We start from the raw sequence: 19,458 nt of genomic DNA on the forward strand, positions 1-19,458 counted from the left end.
TGTTCTCTCTATTACGACAGTATACGTGATTTTAATTGAGTTTCAACCAAAGAGCCGATTTTGACGTTAGATTTTCGGAAAAACCGGGAAAGGAAAATCATCTAAGAACCCTTCACTCTTGCCAATCCACCACGACACCGACACCAAGAGAAGAAAGGATGATTTCGATGAATTTCCGCTTTCATTCGCACGAGCCCAAGCCTTATTCTTTCTTTTTAGAATATACGGAACCGTTCGCGAAAGAACGCTTAGCTGAACAACTATTCGAACAAATCTCCGCAGTCCAAGAAAAACGACCAATCGTACTCGTCTGCATTGGTTCTGATCGTTCGACGGGCGACTCACTCGGTCCACTTGTCGGAACATTCCTTGAAAAACAAGCACCTGCTCATCTCCACGTTTACGGTACACTCGCTAAACCCGTCCATGCACTGAATCTCGCTGAAACGATTCACTCGATCCAAACGACCCATTACCGTCCACTTGTCATCGCAATTGATGCGTGTCTTGGTCGGCTTTCAAGCGTTGGGCATGTCTTTTTCTCGGAAGGACCACTCGCACCCGGTGCTGGCGTCCAAAAAGAATTGCCAGCGGTCGGTGACTTCAACATCAAGGCTGTCGTTAACGTCAGTGGCTTCATGGAGATGATGATTCTCCAAAATACACGGTTACACCTCGTTTATGAACTAGCAGAACTCGTCGCGAACAGTTTCCACATGCTCGATGAGAAACTATCCGCTGAGTCGACACGGACGACGATTTCCTTTACGCCACGCTCGATGTAATCAAAAAGAAGCGAACCGTCACCGGAACGCTTCTTTTTCATTGATCTAATTCGGGTAATAACAAGTCGAGCAACCGATTGAGGTCGTCTTCATCTGCAAAATCAATCTCGAGTTTCCCTGCTTGTTTCCCTTGTTTGATCCGAACCGTCGCTCCGTATTTTTCGCGAAGCGACTCTTCGACGAATTGCACAGCGGTCGCTTGTTGCGGACGCGTGGATTCTTTCCGTTCCCGAAGCGCCTGCTCCAACCGACGGACGTTCCAGTTTTCCGCCATGACGCGTTCTGCCATCTGCTCGATTTTCTTTGGATGCTTTAGCGACAATAGGGCACGGGCATGTCCCATCGATAGCTGCTCATCCATGACGGCTTGTTGAACGAGTAACGGCAATTGTAGTAACCGAAGACTGTTCGTGATGTGCGAACGACTTTTGCCAACACGCTGCGCAAGCTCTGCTTGCGTGATGCCGAATTCCTCGATCATCTCCGCATACGCCATCGCCTCTTCAATCGCGGATAAATCCGCCCGTTGGATGTTTTCGATCAAAGCGAGCTCCATCACGCGTGTCTCGTCTGCTTCGATCACGAGGACCGGTACACGTTCGAATCCTGCGCGACTCGCTGCTTGATACCGTCGTTCGCCGGCGATGATTTCATAATAGCCATCACGTGGTCGGACGACGATCGGTTGGATCATCCCGTGCCGAACGAGCGATTGGGCGAGTTCTTCTAATGCTTTTTCATTGAATCGTTTCCGGGGTTGAGTCGGATTCGGGCGAATCGCCCGAACAGGTAATTCGTTCACTTGCCTTCTCTCCTAAACGTAGCGGAAGGCACGACCGCTTATTCCGGACGTGCCTTCACGATGCGAATCCGCACCTCTACATAGTCTTCACAATCGACTTCTTCTTTTTCAATCGTCAATCCGGTTTGCTCGATCATATCGACGGAATCGCGAAGGGTATTTAACGCAATCCGTGTATCGCGAGCAAAGCTCTTATGACGTTTTTTCTTCGGTGGCTGTGGTGTCATCAATCGTTCCACCCGGCGCTCCGTCTCCTTGACGTTCCATTCCCGTTCCAGAATTTCAGCGAGTACCGTTACTTGTAGCGCTTCATCCTTGAGCGGTAATAACGCACGGGCATGACGCTCCGTGATCGTCCGTTGCTTCAACGCTTCCCGGACATCCGTTGGCAATCGAAGCAAACGCAATTTGTTAGCAATCGTCGATTGACTACGTCCGAGCTTACGAGCTAACACTTCTTGCGTGATGTCTTGTAACGCAAGCAAGCGCTCATAGGCTTCTGCTTCTTCGATTGGTGTCAAATCTTCGCGTTGCAGATTTTCAATCAATGCCAGTGAAGCAGTCGTCTCGTCCGTCATCTCTTTGACGATGGCAGGAATCGTTTCCCAGCCAAGCGAGCGCACTGCCCGGTATCGTCGTTCTCCCGCAATGATTTCGTATCCTGTTCCTTGTTTTCGAACGACGATCGGCTGGAGTAATCCATGCTCTTCGATCGTAACGGCTAGCTCTTCAATTCGGTCCCCATCAAACACTGTCCGTGGTTGGAACTGGTTCGCGACAAGTTCTGTCAATGGTAATTCCTGAACCGTCTCTTGTGGGTCAAGCTCGATCGTAGCAGGTTGCCCTCCCTTACCGAGCAGCTTGGCAATTGCATTTCTCACGTTGGCGCACCTCACCTTTATCAGTCATCGTTTCACGTGAAACGGTGTTTAGCTTAATGGATCTTTTGCAGGCGTACCCGCTTTACGCGGATATTTCCCGGGTGTTGTTCGTTTTTTATCTACAATAACGATATTACGCTCACTTTCCTCGCCTGGCAATTGGAACTGGAAACTTTCCCGTAAATTCCCACCGAGTACTTTTAAGGCAATCGCACCATCCTCGAGCTCTTCACTGACTTTCGCTGCCTTCAAGGCAACGAATTGTCCACCGACTTTCGCAAGCGGTAAGCAATATTCCGCGAGAACGGACATCCGGGCGACCGCACGTGCTGTCACGACATCAAACCGTTCGCGGAATTGTTTATTTTTACCGAACTCTTCGGCGCGTCCATGATGGAACGCGACACCTTCGAGTCCGAGTTCCGTCGCCAAATGATTGAGGAAGCCGATTCGTTTGTTCAGTGAATCGACGATCGTCACTTGGAGATGTGGGAACATGATCTTGATCGGCAGACTCGGGAAACCAGCGCCCGCTCCGACATCACAAACCGTCGTGACCGTCGTGAAATCGAAATAGAACGCTGCTGTGATCGAATCGTAGAAGTGCTTGAGATAGACATCTTCTTCGTTCGTGATCGCTGTCAGGTTCATCTTTTCATTCCACTCGACGAGCAGTTCATAATACCGTTTGAATTGATGCAACTGATGTTCTGAGACCTCAAGTCCCTGTGCTGCCAATGCTGTTACGAATTGCTGTTGGTTCATCTCGTTCACTCCGCAGTCAATGCGTATTGGCCTTGTTCGATATAGACAAGCAGGATCGAGATATCAGACGGGTTAACCCCTGAGATCCGGGATGCTTGTCCGATCGAGAGCGGACGCACTTGGTTTAGTTTTTGTTTCGCTTCAATCGCTAATCCACTGATCGCATCGTAATCGAGACGATCCGGAATCCGTTTTTGCTCCATCCGCATCATTTTTTCGACTTGATCGAGTTGTTTATCGATGTAGCCGGCATATTTGACTTGGATTTCGACTTGTTCTGCTGCTTCTGCAGACAGTGGTGTTTCCGGTGGTGTCATCTGCGCGATCATTGCATACGTGATTTCCGGGCGTTTCAGCAACGTGATCGCATGCAGCGCTTCCTTGAGTGGTGATGCACCAATTGCTTCTAGCTGTGCATTCACGTCCGGTGTCGCCTTGATGACGACCTTCTCAAGACGTTTCATCTCAAGACGGATTTGCTCTTGTTTATCGAGTAACTTCGCTTGGCGTTCTTCCGAGATCAATCCGAGTTCATGTCCGATTTCCGATAGACGAAGATCCGCATTATCATGACGGAGCAACAACCGATACTCGGCACGTGACGTCAAGAGGCGGTACGGTTCGTTCGTACCTTTCGTAACGAGATCATCGATCATGACACCGATATAGCCTTGTGAACGTGACAAGATAAGTGGTTCTTTGCCTTGGACTTGTAGTCCGGCATTGATCCCTGCCATGATCCCTTGTCCTGCCGCTTCCTCATACCCACTTGTTCCGTTGATTTGACCCGCTGTGAATAAACCAGGAACACGTTTTGTCTCGAGCGTTGGCCATAGTTGTGTTGGAACAACGGCATCGTACTCAATCGCATAACCAGGACGCATCATTTCTGAATTCTCAAGCCCTGGAATCGAGCGGAGAATATCGTGTTGGACGTCTTCCGGCAAGCTTGTTGATAATCCTTGCACGTAGACTTCTTCCGTATCGCGACCTTCTGGCTCAAGGAAGATTTGGTGACGCGGTTTATCGTTGAACCGGACGACCTTATCTTCGATCGATGGGCAATAACGTGGACCTGTTCCTTTGATCATTCCAGAGAACATCGGGGAGCGATGCAGGTTCGCATCGATCAATTGATGCGTATACTCCGTCGTATACGTCAACCAGCATGGAATCTGTTCTGTGATCATCTGAGTCGTTTCATGACTAAACGGAAGTGCTACTTCGTCACCTGGTTGGATCTCCGTCTTCGAGTAGTCAATCGTTTTCCCGTCGATTCGCGGTGGTGTACCTGTTTTGAAGCGTGCGAGCTCGAATCCGAGTTCTTCAAGATGTTTCGATAGATTGATCGATGGCATCTGATTGTTCGGACCACTCTCGTATGACAATTCACCGATGATGATTTTTCCACGCATGAACGTTCCTGTCGTGATGACGACCGCTTTTGCCCGGTATTCCGCTCCAGTATTCGTGACGACACCGACGCAGCGTCCTTCGTCGTCAATCAATAACCGTTCGACGAGTGCTTGACGTAAGAGCAAATTCGGCTCATCCTCGAGCGCTTTTTTCATCCGGTTTTGGTATTCGAATTTATCTGCCTGTGCCCGTAATGCTCGCACGGCAGGACCTTTTGACGTGTTTAACATTTTCATTTGAATATACGTTGCATCGATCGCGCGTGCCATTTCACCACCGAGCGCATCGATTTCCCGGACGACGATCCCTTTTGCTGGACCACCGATCGACGGGTTGCAATACATGAATCCGACCATATCGGGATTCATTGTCAGCATGACCGTTTTCGAGCCCATTCGTGCCGCAGCAAGAGAGGCTTCGATGCCGGCATGTCCGGCTCCGACGACGATGACGTCGAATTCACCTGCTTGATAAGCCATAGTACTGGTTCCTCCTTCTTATTCCACACGCAGTCGTCTCGAATTATTTCCCGAGACAGAACTGCGAAAACAACTGATCCAATAAACTATCCTGTGCTGTATCACCATTGATTTCGCCGAGCGTATCCCATGCTCGTCGTAAATCGATCTGTACCATGTCGATCGGCATCGCTGCTTCTGCTGCACCGAGAGCATCTTCAATCATTTGACTCGCTCGTTTGATGAGCTGGATGTGACGCGCATTTGAGACGTACGTCATATCCTGACTTTCGACACCCTGTTCAAAGAACAGACTCGCAATCGCTGCTTCGAGATCGTTAACGCCTGCTTCTTCGAGCAAGGATGTCGTGACGATTGGTCGACCATCAGCAAGCTCCGTGACACGCGCTAAGTCAATCTGTTGCGCCAAGTCACTCTTGTTGACGATGATGATCGCGTTCATCCCTTTGATTGCTTCAAACAGCAAGACGTCCTCATCCGTCAGAACATCATTCCCGTTCAGGACGAGTAAGATTAAATCGGCCGTCTTCAAAGCCTGACGCGACTTTTCAACACCCATCCGTTCGACGATATCTTCCGTCTCGCGAATCCCTGCCGTATCAATCAACTTCAACGGTACACCGCGAACATTGACGTACTCCTCGATCGTATCGCGTGTCGTTCCCGCGATATCCGTGACGATGGCCTTTGCTTCTTGCACCAATGTGTTGAGCAAAGACGACTTTCCGACGTTCGGACGACCGATGATCGCTGTGGATAACCCTTCGCGCAAGATTTTTCCTTGGCGTGCCGTTGTTAATAACTCTGCCAAAATCGCGCGGACAGCACCAGCATCACGTTCGACGATCTGTTGCGTCATCTCTTCTGCATCGTATTCCGGGTAATCGATGTTGACTTCGATCGCAGCAATCGTCTGTAACAATTGTTGACGTAAGTCTTGGACGAGTTTCGAGAGACGTCCTTCAATCTGACTGACGGCGACATGCATCGCTCGGTCCGTCTTCGCCCGGATCAGATCCATGACGGCTTCCGCTTGTGACAAATCGATGCGTCCGTTCAAGAACGCGCGTTTCGTAAATTCACCAGGTTCCGCCAACCGGACTTCTGGTTGGGCGAGGATGAGTTCGAGGACACGATTGACCGCGACGACTCCTCCATGACAATTCAATTCGATGACATCTTCACGTGTAAACGTCTTTGGTGCGCGCATGACACTCACCATCACTTCATCGACGACACGGTCCGCCTCATGGTCGACCAATTTCCCGTAATGAATCGTATGGGTTGGTACTTCCGTCAAGCGGTTGCTCCCTTTATAAATACGGTCGGCTACAGCGACTGCATCAGGACCTGATAAGCGCACGATCGCAATCGCCCCTTCTCCCATCGGCGTCGAAATCGCGGCAATCGTATCAAATTCCATCATCCGTTCTTCCACCTCGTTTTTCTTCTGTCTTTTTATGAGTATTTAATCCTTAATCGTTGCAATGGGTATAACGAAACAACTATACACGAAATGACGCAAAAGAAAAAGAGCGACACTCTGTCAAAACAAAGCGTCGCTCTTCACGTATTAGCGTTTCTTTTTCGATTTTTTAGGAGCCGGTGCTGCTTGTGCCGCTTCTTTTTCACGTTTAGCAGCCATTGTCGCTTCCGTCTGCAACTTAATCTTTTCACGCATTGGCTTCATGATGACGATCGTGACGATGATCGAGAAGATGTAACCGACGACCCAGTAAAGCGAAAGAGCAGATGGGAGTGTAACACCCATGATGAAGATCATGATCGGGAAGACGTAGAGCATGATTTTCATTTGTGGGTTGTCTTCTTGACCTGCCATCGAGATCTTTTGTTGCAGATACGTTAGTACCGCAGACATGATCGGCAAGATGAAGAATGGATCCGGTTTCCCAAGGTCGAACCAGAGGAACGTATGTTGGAAAATAGCCGGTGTATAAATGATGGCATTGTAGAACGCGATCAAAATCGGCATTTGGATCAAGATCGGTAAACAGCCTGCAAGTGGATTGACGTTATGCTCTTGGTAAAGCTTCATCATTTCCTGTTGCAATTTCTGTTGCGTCTCTTGGTCTTTTGAGCTGTATTTCTCACGAAGCTTCATCATTTCCGGTTGAATGACTTGCATTCCACCCATACTCTTCGTTTGTTTAATCATCAATGGAAGGATGACAAGACGAACGAGAAGTGTCGTAATGATGATTCCAATACCGTAATCACCGCTAAAGAACTGTGAAATCTCACGAATCAACCACGCCATCGGCCAAACGAAGTAATGTTTCCAAAAACCTTCTGTGTCTGCTGTGATCGGTTCACCAGTACCATACGAACTAGGTGTACAGCCGGATAATACGATCGCGAGCACGGACATGAGTCCGAGAGTTAACCAAATCTTAGTTCTCTTGTTCATAATTCCTCCTAGAAATTGTTTACGCTTTGTCGAACGCCATCTTCTTCTATAGTAAGGCAAGGAAAGGGAGCGCCGTACAAATCAACAGGATGCATTGCTACGATTCATTTTTTTGATCGCATCCAGACACCGGAACGTTTGAGCACGTGACGGAGACTGTCAGCCACTTCTTGCGCGGTCATCTTCGCGGCCGGATTGCGCGCGATGATCACCAAATCATAATTCGGGGCAATCGAGGCTTCATGCTGCTGGCATGCTTCCCGAAGATACCGTTTTACCTGATTCCGGACGACGGCATTCCCGATTTTCTTACTGACGGATAAACCAACCCGAAAGTGAGTCTGTTGCTCCTTTTTCAAGGCATACACGACAAATTGCCGATTTGCGACAGAGGCTCCTTTAGTAAACACCGCTTGGAACTCCTTGTCTTTCTTGACGCGGTATTCCTTCTTCACCTTATTCACACTCCATCCTGACACTACGAAAATTCGTCGTCTCTCATCATATCATAGAATAAACATGCGACGCGATAGGGCGCATGTGACAAAAGCACGAACACACGAAAAAACATAAAAAAAAATCACCTCGGATCATGCCCGAAGTGATGGATGCATCAATGCATTAGACAGTCAAGGCTTTGCGGCCCTTAAGACGGCGAGCAGCCAAGATACGGCGGCCACTCTTCGTAGCCATACGCGCACGGAATCCGTGAACTTTTTTACGCTTACGGTTGTTTGGGTTGAAAGTTGGTTTCATTCGTCTGCACCTCCTTTAAAAGATCTTTATAACCAATTGTTATTTTCTACTTTAAGGCAGTCTTGTACATTATATAAACTGATTGTGGCATTGTCAATGAAAGTTCAGAAGATTTCTTGTCCTGCTTAATGGAGTTCTAGTTCGAAAACAGGCGATAAGATTCGACTACGTAAACTCTATTACGCGATAGAATACATATGGATCATGGAGGGGATGTTTGTAGACTTATCCACCTATCCACAGACTTATCCACATTATCCACACTTTCCGTGGATAACTCTTCACTTTGTCTACAATAGTATTTTTTAAAATCGACGTCAATCCTCGATTTTCGATTCCTTTTTTCGTCCTCTTTCGTATTTTGTGAATAACTCTTTTTCAACGCTTCCTCTTTCGAAAAGTTATCCACCTCTTATCCACAATTTATCCACACTATCCACAGCTTGTGGGTAACTACCTGTGGACGGTTTAATTTACTTGTGGATAAATCATTCCAACCATTGCCAGGGCTCATTTCTTTTGATACACTAATTGTGCATAACATGATCCTGATTGTTCAGGACAAAACAAGTTATACACACCCTGTGGATAACTTTATACACAGATTCAACTGCCTGTGGATAACGTTATCCACAGTTTTTACGTTATGGGGATAAGTCGAGTTTCTTCATTAACTTTGTCTGTGTATAAGCCTGTGTACAAAAATTTTCTATCTTGATAAAAAAAGGGGGGTATTTATGAAAAACGCTGCCGAACTTTGGCATAATGTCTTATCTGTGATCGAGGAAGAGGAACGAACACCGAAAGCTAGTTATGATATGTGGTTGAAATCCACAGAAGGCGTCACGCTAAATGGAACGACACTACTCGTTTCAGCACCAGCTGCATTTACGGTGACATGGCTCGAGCGCCAGTACTTATCTTTACTCGAAGACACAGTTGAGGAAGTAACAGGAAGCCGACTCGATATTCAGTTCATTGAAGAGGGACAAGCGAAGAAAATGCTCGATCGACAAGAAGAGGAACGTGTTGAGGCAACACCGACTCCGAAATCGCGTCCATCGAACATGCGGAGACCAACAGAGGAATTGACGATGAGTGAACTCGGACAATTAAATGAGAAGTATACGTTCGATACATTCGTCATCGGATCGGGGAACCGTTTTGCGCATGCCGCTTCACTCGCTGTTGCGGAAGCGCCTGCTAAAGCATACAATCCGCTTTTCATCTATGGTGGCGTTGGTCTTGGCAAAACCCATCTGATGCATGCCATCGGACAGTACGTTCAAGATCAAAATCTCGGGACACGGATTGCCTATGTCTCTTCTGAACGCTTTACGAATGACTTCATTAACTCCATCCGCGATAATAAAACGGTTGAGTTTAGAAATAAATACCGTAACATCGATGTCCTCTTAATTGATGACATCCAGTTCCTTGCGGGCAAAGAACAGACGCAAGAAGAGTTTTTCCACACATTCAATGCCCTGCATAACGACCAAAAACAAATCATCATCTCGAGCGATCGACCACCAAAAGAGATTCCAACGCTTGAAGATCGGCTTCGTTCTCGTTTTGAATGGGGATTAATCACCGACATCACGCCACCGGATCTCGAAACACGGATTGCGATTTTACGGAAAAAGGCGAATGCGGAGCAACTTGATGTCTCAAACGAAGTCATGCTCTACATCGCAAGTCAAATTGATACGAATATTCGGGAGCTCGAAGGAGCGTTAACCCGCGTTATCGCCTATGCGAATCTCGTCGGGCGACCAATCGATCCAAATGTCGCTGCAGAAGCCTTGCATAACATCATGCCGGTCGCTGAACCGCGTAAAGTCACGATTCGTGACATCCAGGAGTCGGTCAGTAAACATTTCAACTTACCGTTTGATGATCTGAAGGCGAAGAAACGAACGAAATCGATTGCCTTCCCACGTCAAATCGCGATGTATCTTTCGCGTGAGATGACAGAAAGCTCTTTACCGAAAATCGGAGAAGAATTCGGGGGACGCGACCATACGACCGTCATCCATGCCCATGAAAAGATCAGTATGTTGATCAAATCGGATGGGGAAACTGGGAAAGTCATCGAACAAATCAAACATGAATTGAAGCATTCGTAAAACTGTGGATAAACATGTGGATAAAGTAGGGTAGTTATCCACAACTTATCCACACCGTTTTTGGCTTTATATCAAGTTATCCACCGACTTATCCACACTATCCACAGCCCCTAAGACTATTATTAAAAAAATATATTATTATGTTATGATGGGCGCATGCCCATTATTTTCGAGAGGAGTCTAACGACGATATGCATATCACCATTCAACGCGAAGCTTTAATTCAAGCAGTACAAGATGTAGCCAAAGCGGTCTCATCCCGCACGACGATTCCGATTCTGACAGGAATCAAACTCGAAGCTCATGGAGATGGTATGACGCTGACAGGAAGCGATACAGAAATCTCGATTGAACGGACGATCTATGCAGAAGAGAATGGAACATCTTATGTCACGGTTCACCGTGCAGGTAGTGTCGTCTTGAATGCCCGCTTCTTCGGCGATATCGTCAAAAAGATGCCAAAAGACGAAGTCACACTTGAAGTCTCACCGAACTTCATGACACGGATCCAGTCAGGAACAGCGGAATTCCATTTGAACGGTCTTGATCCAGATGAGTTCCCACGCCTTCCGCAAGTCGATGGGGGACAACGTTTCCGTTTACCGGCTGATCTCTTACGTTCGATGATTCGCCAAACAAGCTTTGCTGTCGCTGTTCAAGAAACACGTCCTGTTCTGACAGGTGTGAACTTCTCAGCCGATAAAGGCATCTTGACGTGTGTCTCAACGGATAGTCACCGTCTAGCCCTTCGTCGTGCTCAATTTGAGACAGATACAGATATCTCGTTCCAGAACGTCATCGTTCCAGGGAAGAGCTTAAATGAATTATCGAAGTTGCTTGGGGATGGTCATGTGGATATCACGATCACAAACCAACAAATCTTATTCAAGATGAAGCACGTCCTCTTCTTCTCGCGTCTACTCGACGGAAACTATCCGGATACATCACGTTTGATTCCAGAAGAGTACCGGACAGCTGTCCGCATGAACGCGAAAGAATTGCTCCAAGCGATCGATCGCGCGTCACTGCTTGCACGTGAGGACCGTAACAACGTCATCAAGTTCGCAGCTGAAGGAACGACAGCGGTCGAGATCTCTTCACATTCACCAGAAGTCGGGAAAGTCTCGGAGCAAGTCAGCATTCTTTCGCTTGAAGGAGAAGAGCTGAAAATCTCGTTCAACTCGAAGTACATGATGGACGCCTTGAAGGCACTTGACGCGACAGATATCGAAATCCAGTTCACGGGTTCGATTCGTCCATTTATCTTGCACCCAGTCGATCAAGATAACGTCCTGCAACTGATTCTTCCAGTCCGGACGGCGTAAGCATAAACACGAAATACGTGATAAGACGGGTTCGATCGTTTCGACATCGGACCCGTCTTTTTCGTATACCGTATATACGTTCGGGGATTTTGCTAAATCGCTCAATGTTTAGTACAATAAAGAGTACGTCATTTATAATATGTAGGTAGGAGGAGTCAATCCATGCAAGAAATCAGAATTACAACGGAATACGTCACATTAGGGCAGTTCCTGAAGCTATCGGATATCATCTCAAGCGGAGGACAAGCCAAACCGTTTTTAGCAGAGGTACCGATTCTAGTCAACGGCGAGGTCGATCAGCGACGTGGTCGTAAATTACGGGATGGAGACATCATTGATGTAGAAGACTACGGTCAGTTCATCATCAAGAACGAGGGCAACTAACGTGCGGCTGGATTCAGTCCGACTCAGTCATTATCGCAACTATGACGCACTCGAACTGTCATTCTCCGAAAAAACAAATGTCCTGATTGGTGAAAATGCACAAGGGAAGACGAACTTACTGGAAGCGATCTATGTTCTTGCTCTCGCGAAGTCGCACCGGACGACGCATGACAAGGAACTGATCGGTTGGGACCAAGAAACAGCGCGCGTCGAAGGACGTGTCGTCAAGCGGACCGGCTCCCATGTCCAAGAGATCGTCATCTCGGGTCGCGGGAAAAAAGCAAAGCTGAATCATCTAGAGCAACGACGCTTGAGTGATTATGTCGGGGCACTGAACATCGTTTTATTCGCCCCGGAAGATTTGCATATCGTCAAAGGCAGTCCACAAGTCCGCCGGCGATTTCTCGATATGGAGATCGGTCAAGTCAGTCCGGTCTATCTGCATGAATTGAGCCAGTACCTGAAAGTGTTGAAGCAGCGGAACGCATTGCTGAAACAACTGTCCATGAAGGGAGGAGACGAGACCTTCCTTGATATCTTGACGGAGCAAATGATTACGCTAGCCGTTAAAATCGTTCAGCGCCGGCATCATTTCATGGCCCAGCTCGAAAAATGGGCACGACCGATTCATGACGGAATCAGTCGTGGACAGGAAGAACTCGCGCTCATCTATCGTTCGGACACATTCGGCGGCGAATTACTCGATGTCGAAGGAATGACTGCGTCCTACACGCGGAAGTTTGGTAAAATAAAAGAAAATGAAATCCGAAGAGGAGTTACGTTGTTTGGACCACATCGCGATGACTTCGAGATGGAAGTCAATGGACGAAACGTCCAAACGTATGGTTCACAAGGACAACAACGGACAGCAGCCCTCTCGTTAAAGCTTGCGGAGATCGAATTGATTCATGAGGAAGTAGGGGAATATCCACTTCTTCTGCTCGACGATGTCTTATCCGAACTTGATGATCATCGTCAAACACATTTGCTCGATACGATGCAACAAAAGGTCCAGACGATCCTGACGACGACAAGCGTCGACGGGATTGCGCATGAAACGATCAACCAAGCGAAGTTGTTCCACGTGAAACAAGGGACGGTCGATTTGGAAGAGACATCATATAAAGAAACAGTAGGTGAGAAAACCGATGAGTAATCATGAAGATATGGAATTGGAACAAGGGTACGGTGCCGATCAGATTCAAGTACTTGAAGGATTAGAAGCAGTTCGTAAACGTCCAGGGATGTATATCGGCTCGACGGCATCAAAGGGTCTCCATCACCTCGTATGGGAGATCGTCGATAACTCGATTGATGAGGCGCTCGCAGGATACTGTGACACGATCAAGGTGACGATCGAACCAGGGAACTCGATCTTAGTCGAGGATAATGGACGCGGTATTCCAGTCGACATTCAAGAGAAGATGGGTCGTCCTGCCGTTGAGGTCATCCTGACAGTCCTCCACGCCGGTGGTAAGTTCGGCGGCGGCGGATATAAAGTATCGGGTGGACTACACGGTGTTGGGGCTTCGGTCGTTAACGCCCTGTCGACGAAACTTGAAGTATTCGTCAAACGGAACGAGAAGCTGTATTACCAAGCGTATCATCGCGGTGTACCAGCGCAAGATCTCGAAGTAATCGGAACATCAGAAGAGACAGGAACGACGATTCGTTTCTTCCCAGACGGTGAGATTTTCCAAGAGACGCTCGAGTATGACTATGATTTGCTAGCGACACGCCTGCGGGAACTTGCTTTCTTAAACAAAGGCTTGAAGATCATCATCACGGACGATCGTGCGGATGAGCCGATGACGCGTAGCTTCCACTACGAAGGTGGGATCAAGTCCTACGTCGAACACTTGAACCGTTCAAAAGAAGTCGTTCATGCGGAACCCGTCTATGTACACGGAACAAAAGACGGCATCGAAGTTGAAGTCGCGCTTCAGTATAACGACGGATTTGCGTCAAACATCTACTCGTTCACGAACAACATCCCGACGCATGAAGGTGGTACGCACGAGACCGGCTTCAAGACGGCTTTGACACGGGTCATCAATGACTACGCGAAGAAGTTCGGTTTGATGAAGGATGCAGACGGTACGTTATCCGGTGAGGACGTACGTGAAGGAATGACAGCGATCGTTTCCGTCAAACACCCGAACCCACAGTTCGAAGGTCAGACGAAAACGAAACTCGGGAACTCCGACGCGCGTACGGTTACGGATTCACTCTTCTCTGGTGCATTTGAGCAGTTCATGCTCGAAAACCCGACGAATGCACGCGCAATCGTCGAAAAAGGGATGATGGCGTCACGCGCCCGGATGGCAGCGAAACGCGCCCGTGAACTGACACGCCGTAAAGGTGTTCTCGAAGTGAGCTCGCTTCCAGGTAAACTGGCCGACTGTTCGTCACGTGATGCCTCGATTTCCGAATTGTACATCGTTGAGGGTGACTCGGCGGGTGGTTCTGCGAAATCTGGACGTGATCGTCATTTCCAAGCCATCTTACCGATTCGCGGTAAAATCTTGAACGTGGAGAAAGCACGTCTCGATAAGATTCTCGGAAGCAATGAGATTCGGACGATCATCACAGCACTCGGAACAAGTATTGGTTCTGAGTTCAATATTGAAAAAGCACGCTATCACAAAGTCATCATCATGACCGATGCCGATGTCGATGGTGCCCACATCCGGACACTCTTGTTGACGTTCTTCTACCGTTACATGCGTCCGCTTGTCGAGCATGGGTATGTCTATATCGCTCAGCCACCGCTATACGGGATCAAACAAGGGAAGAACATCACGTACGTGCATAACGAACGTGAATTGACAGAGGCGCTTGCAGCGCTTCCTGAAAACGCACGGTACGACATTCAGCGCTACAAAGGTCTTGGGGAGATGGATCCAGAGCAACTTTGGGAAACTACGATGGATCCAAGTGGTCGTCAAATGTTGCGTGTCGAGCTTCAAGATGCAATCGAAGCGGATGAAGTCTTTGATATCTTGATGGGAGATCAAGTCGAACCACGACGCGACTTCATTCAATCACACGCACATTACGTCAAGAACCTGGATATTTAACGCTGAACAGAGAGGGTGGCCAGAAGCATGTCCGAACAAAATCACGGAATCATCAAGGATATTAATATCAGTCAAGAGATGCGTACGTCCTTCATGGACTACGCGATGAGCGTCATCGTCGCACGTGCTCTTCCGGACGTACGGGACGGCTTAAAACCCGGACACCGCCGGATTCTCTATGCGATGAACGACCTCGGTATTCGTGCCGATAAACCACATAAAAAGTCTGCCCGTATCGTCGGGGAAGTCATCGGTAAGTATCACCCGCACGGGGATTCTGCCGTCTATGACACGATGGTCCGCATGGCGCAAGACTTCAGCTACCGTTACGAACTCGTCGATGGACACGGAAACTTCGGGTCTGTCGATGGAGACTCGGCGGCAGCGATGCGATATACGGAAGCTCGTATGTCAAAAATCGCGATGGAGATCGTTCGCGATATCAACAAAAACACAGTCGATTTCAAAGATAACTACGATGGTTCGGAACGCGAACCGGAAGTCTTACCGTCACGCTTCCCGAACTTACTCGTCAACGGTTCCAGCGGGATCGCGGTCGGGATGGCAACCAACATTCCACCACATCAGCTTGGCGAAGTCATCGATGGTGTCTTAGCATTATCTCACGATCCAGAAATCACGATCCAAGAACTGATGCAGCACATTCCGGGGCCTGATTTCCCGACAGCTGGTGAAATTCTTGGTCGGAGCGGGATTCGTCGCGCTTATGAGACAGGACGTGGCTCAATCATCGTCCGCGCGAAAGCTGAAATCGAACAGACGAAAAAAGACCGGGAACGGATCATCGTGACGGAGCTGCCTTATCAGGTCAATAAAGCCCGCCTCGTTGAAAAGATTGCCGATCTCGTTCGCGAGAAAAAGATCGAAGGTATCACCGATTTACGAGATGAGTCAGATCGCCGCGGTATGCGCATCGTCATGGAAATCCGTCGTGACGCAAATGCGAGCGTCATCTTAAACAACTTGTATAAGCAGACGTCGATGCAAACGACGTTTGGTGTCAATATGCTAGCGATCGTCGGAGGACGTCCGAAAACATTGACGCTCAAGGAAATGCTTTATCATTACCTCGAGCATCAAAAAGAAATCGTGCGTCGTCGGACACAGTTCGATCTCGAAAAAGCAGAAGCACGTGAACACTTGCTCGCTGGTCTACGGATTGCACTCGATCATTTGGATGAAGTCATTCAAATCATCCGCGGGAACCGGACAGCGGACGCAGCACGTGAACAGTTGATGGAGCGTTTTGCGTTATCCGAGAAACAATCACAAGCGATTCTTGATATGCGCTTGCAACGCCTGACAGGTCTTGAGCGGGAGAAAATTGAAGCAGAGTATGACGAAATCATGCAATTGATCGCGGAACTGAACCGCATCCTTGCGAGTGAGGAAGTCTTGCTTGATTTGATCCGGACAGAACTTGAGGAGTTGAAAGAACGTTTCAACGACGAACGTCGGACGGAAATCCGCATGGACCACATCGAATTCGAAGACGAAGATTTGATTCCGGAACAGGATATCATCATCACGTTGACAAGCAGTGGCTACATCAAACGGATGACTACGGATTCGTACCGGACACAACGTCGCGGCGGACGTGGGGTTCAGGGAATCGGAACGAACGACGAAGATTACGTCACGCGTCTCTTGTCTTGTTCGACGCATGATACGATTCTATTCTTTACGAACCGTGGGAAAGTCTACCGGATTCGTGGATATGAAGTACCGGAGATGAGCCGGACATCAAAAGGTGTACCAATCATCAACCTCATCCAAATCGAACGCGACGAAAAGGTCGAGACGATGATTCCAGTCAACTTCAAACGTTATCTCGAGGAGCAACAAGCAACTGAAGCACCTGTCGAGGTGATTGAAGGAGAGATTGAAGAGACGGAAGAAACGCTCGAAACGGAAGAAGTCGTTCAAGATGAGCAAAAATCATTGATCTTCATGACACGTAAAGGACGTGTCAAACGTTCACCGTTGTCTGCGTACGCACGGATCAACAAAAACGGTTTGATCGCGATTCGATTGTTTGAAGACGATGAGTTGACATCGGTTCGTCTCGCATCGACGGACGATGAAGTCTTTGCTGTTTCAACAAGCGGGAAAGCGATTCGTTTCCCAATCACGAATGTCCGCTCGATGGGACGTGGTGCTCGTGGGGTCAAAGCGATGACGTTACGCCCAGACGATTTCGTCGTCGGGATGGAACTTGCACGTGATGCACAAGATGTTCTTGTCATTACGGAAAAAGGATTCGGTAAACGAACACCGATGACCGAGTTCCGTAGCCAGTCTCGTGGTGGTAAAGGATTGATCGCGAGTAAGGTGACGGATCGCGTCGGTCAAATCGTTGCCATGCGAATCGTTGATGTTGATGATGACATCATGATCATGACAGAGAGTGGTATCGTCATTCGGACAGACTCGCAATACATTTCACGTGTCGGCCGGAATACCCAAGGGGTGAAGGTCATTCGAATCGAAGAGGGTGACCGTGTTGCGACGGTTGCCAAACTGAAACGCGAAGAGACTGATGAAATGGAAGAAGACACGAATCTTGTGTCAGAAGAGAATGAGATCGTGTCGGATGCTTCAGAAGAAGCGGAAGAATAAGCAAGACGTCAGCAAGAAAGCAGCAGAGTGATATACTACTCTGCTGCTTTTATCTACATATATAGAAAGAAGAGAAAGGAACGAAGCGATATGCGAGTGGCAAGTGACCAATTACGCATCGGGGATCGTTTGACTGAATCCATCTATTTACATACGGATCATCCGATCGTAGAAGCAGGGAAAAAAATAGGAAGCGATGAGTTACGACGAATCCAACGTTTTTTAATTAAGGAAGTCGTCATTGAAGATCGACCTGATTTCAGTAAAGATGAACAAGTGCAGACTGAAACAGTTGAAGCCCATGTGGAACATCCATTTGAAGAATTTATTCGCTTTTACAATAAAGTCTTCATGTCATGGGAACAGGGAATGAAGCCGAATGTATACGAAGCATTGAGTTGGGTCAAACAGTCCGTTCCAGAACGGATTACGAGACAAGATGTCTTACCATTCTTCCTAGAGCGGGGAACGGAAGCTTATACAGTGCGACATGCCATTTATCGAGGGGCAATTGCGCAAATGCTGGCGGAAGCAGTCGGAAAAGAACGGAAAATGATTCATGAACTATGGACGGCGTCCTATTTTGCGGATTATGGACTAGCACGAATCATGGAATGGCGTCACACGAAACGATATGAAGCGATGCAACAAGAAATTTTTCAACGTCACCCGGCTATGGCGTATCAAGCCTTGCAAAAGGAGACGATCATCTCTGATACAGTCAATCGTTTAATTGTTCAACATCATGAACGTTTAGACGGAACAGGTTACCCTTTAAAGGTAAAAGGAGATAAGATCGCAGATCACACACGATTGTTCATCGTAGCGGACGTCTTTGCTGCAATGACGAGTTGGCGTCCGTACCGAGAAGCATATACGCCGTTTGATGCCTATCGTCATTTAAAAGCAAGACCGATGCAATATTGCTCAAAGTATGTACTATTGCTCGGACAATTACTTCTACCAATAGAAGTTGGTGATCGCGTACTGATGAGTAACGGAAAGATTGCAACCATTACGCGAAAGAATCCAGTCTTTGATCGGCCTGTCATTTCCTATGAAGAACAAGGACGGATGACAATCATTGATTTAATGGAAGAACGACAACATAGTATTATTCAGTTGATGGATTAATAGAGAATACACAGCCTCTTGAGCCAGAATCGTAAGGTTTAAGAGGCTTGTTCATGATTTTAAAAACAATTTTAAAATAAGTGTTGCACAATAATAAAACGCGTGATATATTATTACATGTCCTTAACAACGACAAGCGCTTGAAACAAACGAGAAAACAATTCGAAAAAAGTTGTTGACTTCTTGTTTCAGACTTGGTATTCTAATTGAGTCGCCAAAACAGGCGCGGACGAACTTTGAAAACTGAACGATGAGGCAAAAATCGTATTCTACGGAATACAAAAACGAATGAAGCGCAAGCTTCGTCAATCGTGACTTCGGTCACACAACGAGCAAGTCAAACACTTCATGGAGAGTTTGATCCTGGCTCAGGACGAACGCTGGCGGCGTGCCTAATACATGCAAGTCGAGCGCAGGAAACTGACGGAACTCTTCGGAGGGAAGGCAGTGGAAT

General features: G+C 47.8%; 16 protein-coding genes and 1 rRNA gene. 9 read left to right on the forward strand and 8 right to left on the reverse strand.

What is annotated here, in order from left to right:
- Positions 1 to 167 precede the first annotated feature (167 nt).
- The gene (yyaC, locus tag AYO36_RS13950; protein WP_064300783.1) at positions 168 to 785 is read left to right on the forward strand and encodes a spore protease YyaC; all 618 of its coding nucleotides are present in this window, start codon (positions 168 to 170) and stop codon (positions 783 to 785) included.
- A gap of 37 nt (positions 786 to 822) precedes the next feature.
- Here the strand turns inward: yyaC and AYO36_RS13955 are convergent, their stop codons facing one another.
- The 8 genes from AYO36_RS13955 to rpmH all read right to left on the reverse strand — a co-directional run bounded on the left by AYO36_RS13955 (position 823) and on the right by rpmH (position 8,312).
- Complete coding sequence (locus AYO36_RS13955) at positions 823 to 1,587, reverse strand: ParB/RepB/Spo0J family partition protein (RefSeq protein ID WP_064300773.1); 765 nt, start codon at positions 1,585 to 1,587, stop codon at positions 823 to 825.
- 38 nt (positions 1,588 to 1,625) lie between these two features.
- Positions 1,626 to 2,468, reverse strand: coding sequence for a nucleoid occlusion protein (noc, locus tag AYO36_RS13960; protein WP_055969791.1), 843 nt, complete (start codon positions 2,466 to 2,468; stop codon positions 1,626 to 1,628).
- A 48-nt stretch (positions 2,469 to 2,516) separates the two neighbouring features.
- Entirely contained in the window at positions 2,517 to 3,233 is a 717-nt protein-coding gene (rsmG, locus tag AYO36_RS13965; protein ID WP_064300774.1) for a 16S rRNA (guanine(527)-N(7))-methyltransferase RsmG, read from the reverse strand.
- Between the two features lie 5 nt (positions 3,234 to 3,238).
- Positions 3,239 to 5,128 carry a tRNA uridine-5-carboxymethylaminomethyl(34) synthesis enzyme MnmG gene (gene mnmG / locus AYO36_RS13970; protein ID WP_058265604.1) on the reverse strand — a complete coding sequence of 630 codons (1,890 nt, stop codon included), beginning with the start codon at positions 5,126 to 5,128 and terminating at the stop codon, positions 3,239 to 3,241.
- A gap of 43 nt (positions 5,129 to 5,171) precedes the next feature.
- A complete protein-coding gene (mnmE, locus tag AYO36_RS13975) occupies positions 5,172 to 6,554 on the reverse strand; it encodes a tRNA uridine-5-carboxymethylaminomethyl(34) synthesis GTPase MnmE (protein WP_064300775.1) in 1,383 nt (460 codons plus the stop codon).
- Between the two features lie 147 nt (positions 6,555 to 6,701).
- The gene (gene yidC / locus AYO36_RS13980; protein ID WP_023469861.1) at positions 6,702 to 7,556 is read right to left on the reverse strand and encodes a membrane protein insertase YidC; all 855 of its coding nucleotides are present in this window, start codon (positions 7,554 to 7,556) and stop codon (positions 6,702 to 6,704) included.
- A gap of 104 nt (positions 7,557 to 7,660) precedes the next feature.
- Entirely contained in the window at positions 7,661 to 8,011 is a 351-nt protein-coding gene (rnpA, locus tag AYO36_RS13985) for a ribonuclease P protein component (protein WP_023469862.1), read from the reverse strand.
- A gap of 166 nt (positions 8,012 to 8,177) precedes the next feature.
- Positions 8,178 to 8,312 (reverse strand): 50S ribosomal protein L34, encoded by a 135-nt coding sequence (rpmH, locus tag AYO36_RS13990; protein WP_012371910.1) that lies wholly within the window; start codon positions 8,310 to 8,312, stop codon positions 8,178 to 8,180.
- Between the two features lie 737 nt (positions 8,313 to 9,049).
- On the opposite strand from rpmH, the gene dnaA reads away from it, so the two are divergent.
- The 8 genes from dnaA to AYO36_RS14030 all read left to right on the forward strand — a co-directional run.
- Positions 9,050 to 10,441 carry a chromosomal replication initiator protein DnaA gene (gene dnaA, locus AYO36_RS13995; RefSeq protein WP_023469863.1) on the forward strand — a complete coding sequence of 464 codons (1,392 nt, stop codon included), beginning with the start codon at positions 9,050 to 9,052 and terminating at the stop codon, positions 10,439 to 10,441.
- A 191-nt stretch (positions 10,442 to 10,632) separates the two neighbouring features.
- Complete coding sequence (gene dnaN / locus AYO36_RS14000; RefSeq protein WP_023469864.1) at positions 10,633 to 11,766, forward strand: DNA polymerase III subunit beta; 1,134 nt, start codon at positions 10,633 to 10,635, stop codon at positions 11,764 to 11,766.
- A gap of 162 nt (positions 11,767 to 11,928) precedes the next feature.
- Positions 11,929 to 12,150, forward strand: coding sequence for a S4 domain-containing protein YaaA (yaaA, locus tag AYO36_RS14005; RefSeq protein WP_023469865.1), 222 nt, complete (start codon positions 11,929 to 11,931; stop codon positions 12,148 to 12,150).
- A gap of 1 nt (position 12,151) precedes the next feature.
- Positions 12,152 to 13,306: a DNA replication/repair protein RecF gene (gene recF, locus AYO36_RS14010; protein WP_064300776.1), complete on the forward strand. Its 1,155-nt coding sequence runs from the start codon at positions 12,152 to 12,154 to the stop codon at positions 13,304 to 13,306.
- Between the two features lie 10 nt (positions 13,307 to 13,316).
- On the forward strand, positions 13,317 to 15,230 hold the full coding sequence (gene gyrB, locus AYO36_RS14015; protein ID WP_200864062.1) for a DNA topoisomerase (ATP-hydrolyzing) subunit B: 1,914 nt from the start codon (positions 13,317 to 13,319) through the stop codon (positions 15,228 to 15,230).
- A 27-nt stretch (positions 15,231 to 15,257) separates the two neighbouring features.
- Entirely contained in the window at positions 15,258 to 17,870 is a 2,613-nt protein-coding gene (gyrA, locus tag AYO36_RS14020) for a DNA gyrase subunit A (protein ID WP_064300777.1), read from the forward strand.
- Between the two features lie 90 nt (positions 17,871 to 17,960).
- Complete coding sequence (locus AYO36_RS14025; protein WP_050678883.1) at positions 17,961 to 19,004, forward strand: HD-GYP domain-containing protein; 1,044 nt, start codon at positions 17,961 to 17,963, stop codon at positions 19,002 to 19,004.
- Positions 19,005 to 19,349: 345 nt separating this feature from the next.
- Positions 19,350 to 19,458, forward strand: a 16S ribosomal RNA gene (locus tag AYO36_RS14030); the annotation flags it as partial.

Source organism: Exiguobacterium sp. KKBO11, assembly GCF_001644945.1.
GTDB lineage: Bacteria > Bacillota > Bacilli > Exiguobacteriales > Exiguobacteriaceae > Exiguobacterium_A > Exiguobacterium_A abrahamii.

What these genes read in the sequence shown, in the direction of transcription:
- AYO36_RS14025 (WP_050678883.1), top strand. Translation starts at nt 17,961, where the DNA reads ATGCGAGTGGCAAGTGACCAATTACGCATCGGGGATCGTTTGACTGAA.
- dnaN (WP_023469864.1), top strand. Translation starts at nt 10,633, where the DNA reads ATGCATATCACCATTCAACGCGAAGCTTTAATTCAAGCAGTACAAGAT.
- yidC (WP_023469861.1), bottom strand. Translation starts at nt 7,556, where the DNA reads ATGAACAAGAGAACTAAGATTTGGTTAACTCTCGGACTCATGTCCGTG.
- gyrB (WP_200864062.1), top strand. Translation starts at nt 13,317, where the DNA reads ATGGAATTGGAACAAGGGTACGGTGCCGATCAGATTCAAGTACTTGAA.
- yaaA (WP_023469865.1), top strand. Translation starts at nt 11,929, where the DNA reads ATGCAAGAAATCAGAATTACAACGGAATACGTCACATTAGGGCAGTTC.
- yyaC (WP_064300783.1), top strand. Translation starts at nt 168, where the DNA reads ATGAATTTCCGCTTTCATTCGCACGAGCCCAAGCCTTATTCTTTCTTT.
- mnmG (WP_058265604.1), bottom strand. Translation starts at nt 5,128, where the DNA reads ATGGCTTATCAAGCAGGTGAATTCGACGTCATCGTCGTCGGAGCCGGA.
- gyrA (WP_064300777.1), top strand. Translation starts at nt 15,258, where the DNA reads ATGTCCGAACAAAATCACGGAATCATCAAGGATATTAATATCAGTCAA.
- mnmE (WP_064300775.1), bottom strand. Translation starts at nt 6,554, where the DNA reads ATGATGGAATTTGATACGATTGCCGCGATTTCGACGCCGATGGGAGAA.
- rpmH (WP_012371910.1), bottom strand. Translation starts at nt 8,312, where the DNA reads ATGAAACCAACTTTCAACCCAAACAACCGTAAGCGTAAAAAAGTTCAC.
- rsmG (WP_064300774.1), bottom strand. Translation starts at nt 3,233, where the DNA reads ATGAACCAACAGCAATTCGTAACAGCATTGGCAGCACAGGGACTTGAG.
- dnaA (WP_023469863.1), top strand. Translation starts at nt 9,050, where the DNA reads ATGAAAAACGCTGCCGAACTTTGGCATAATGTCTTATCTGTGATCGAG.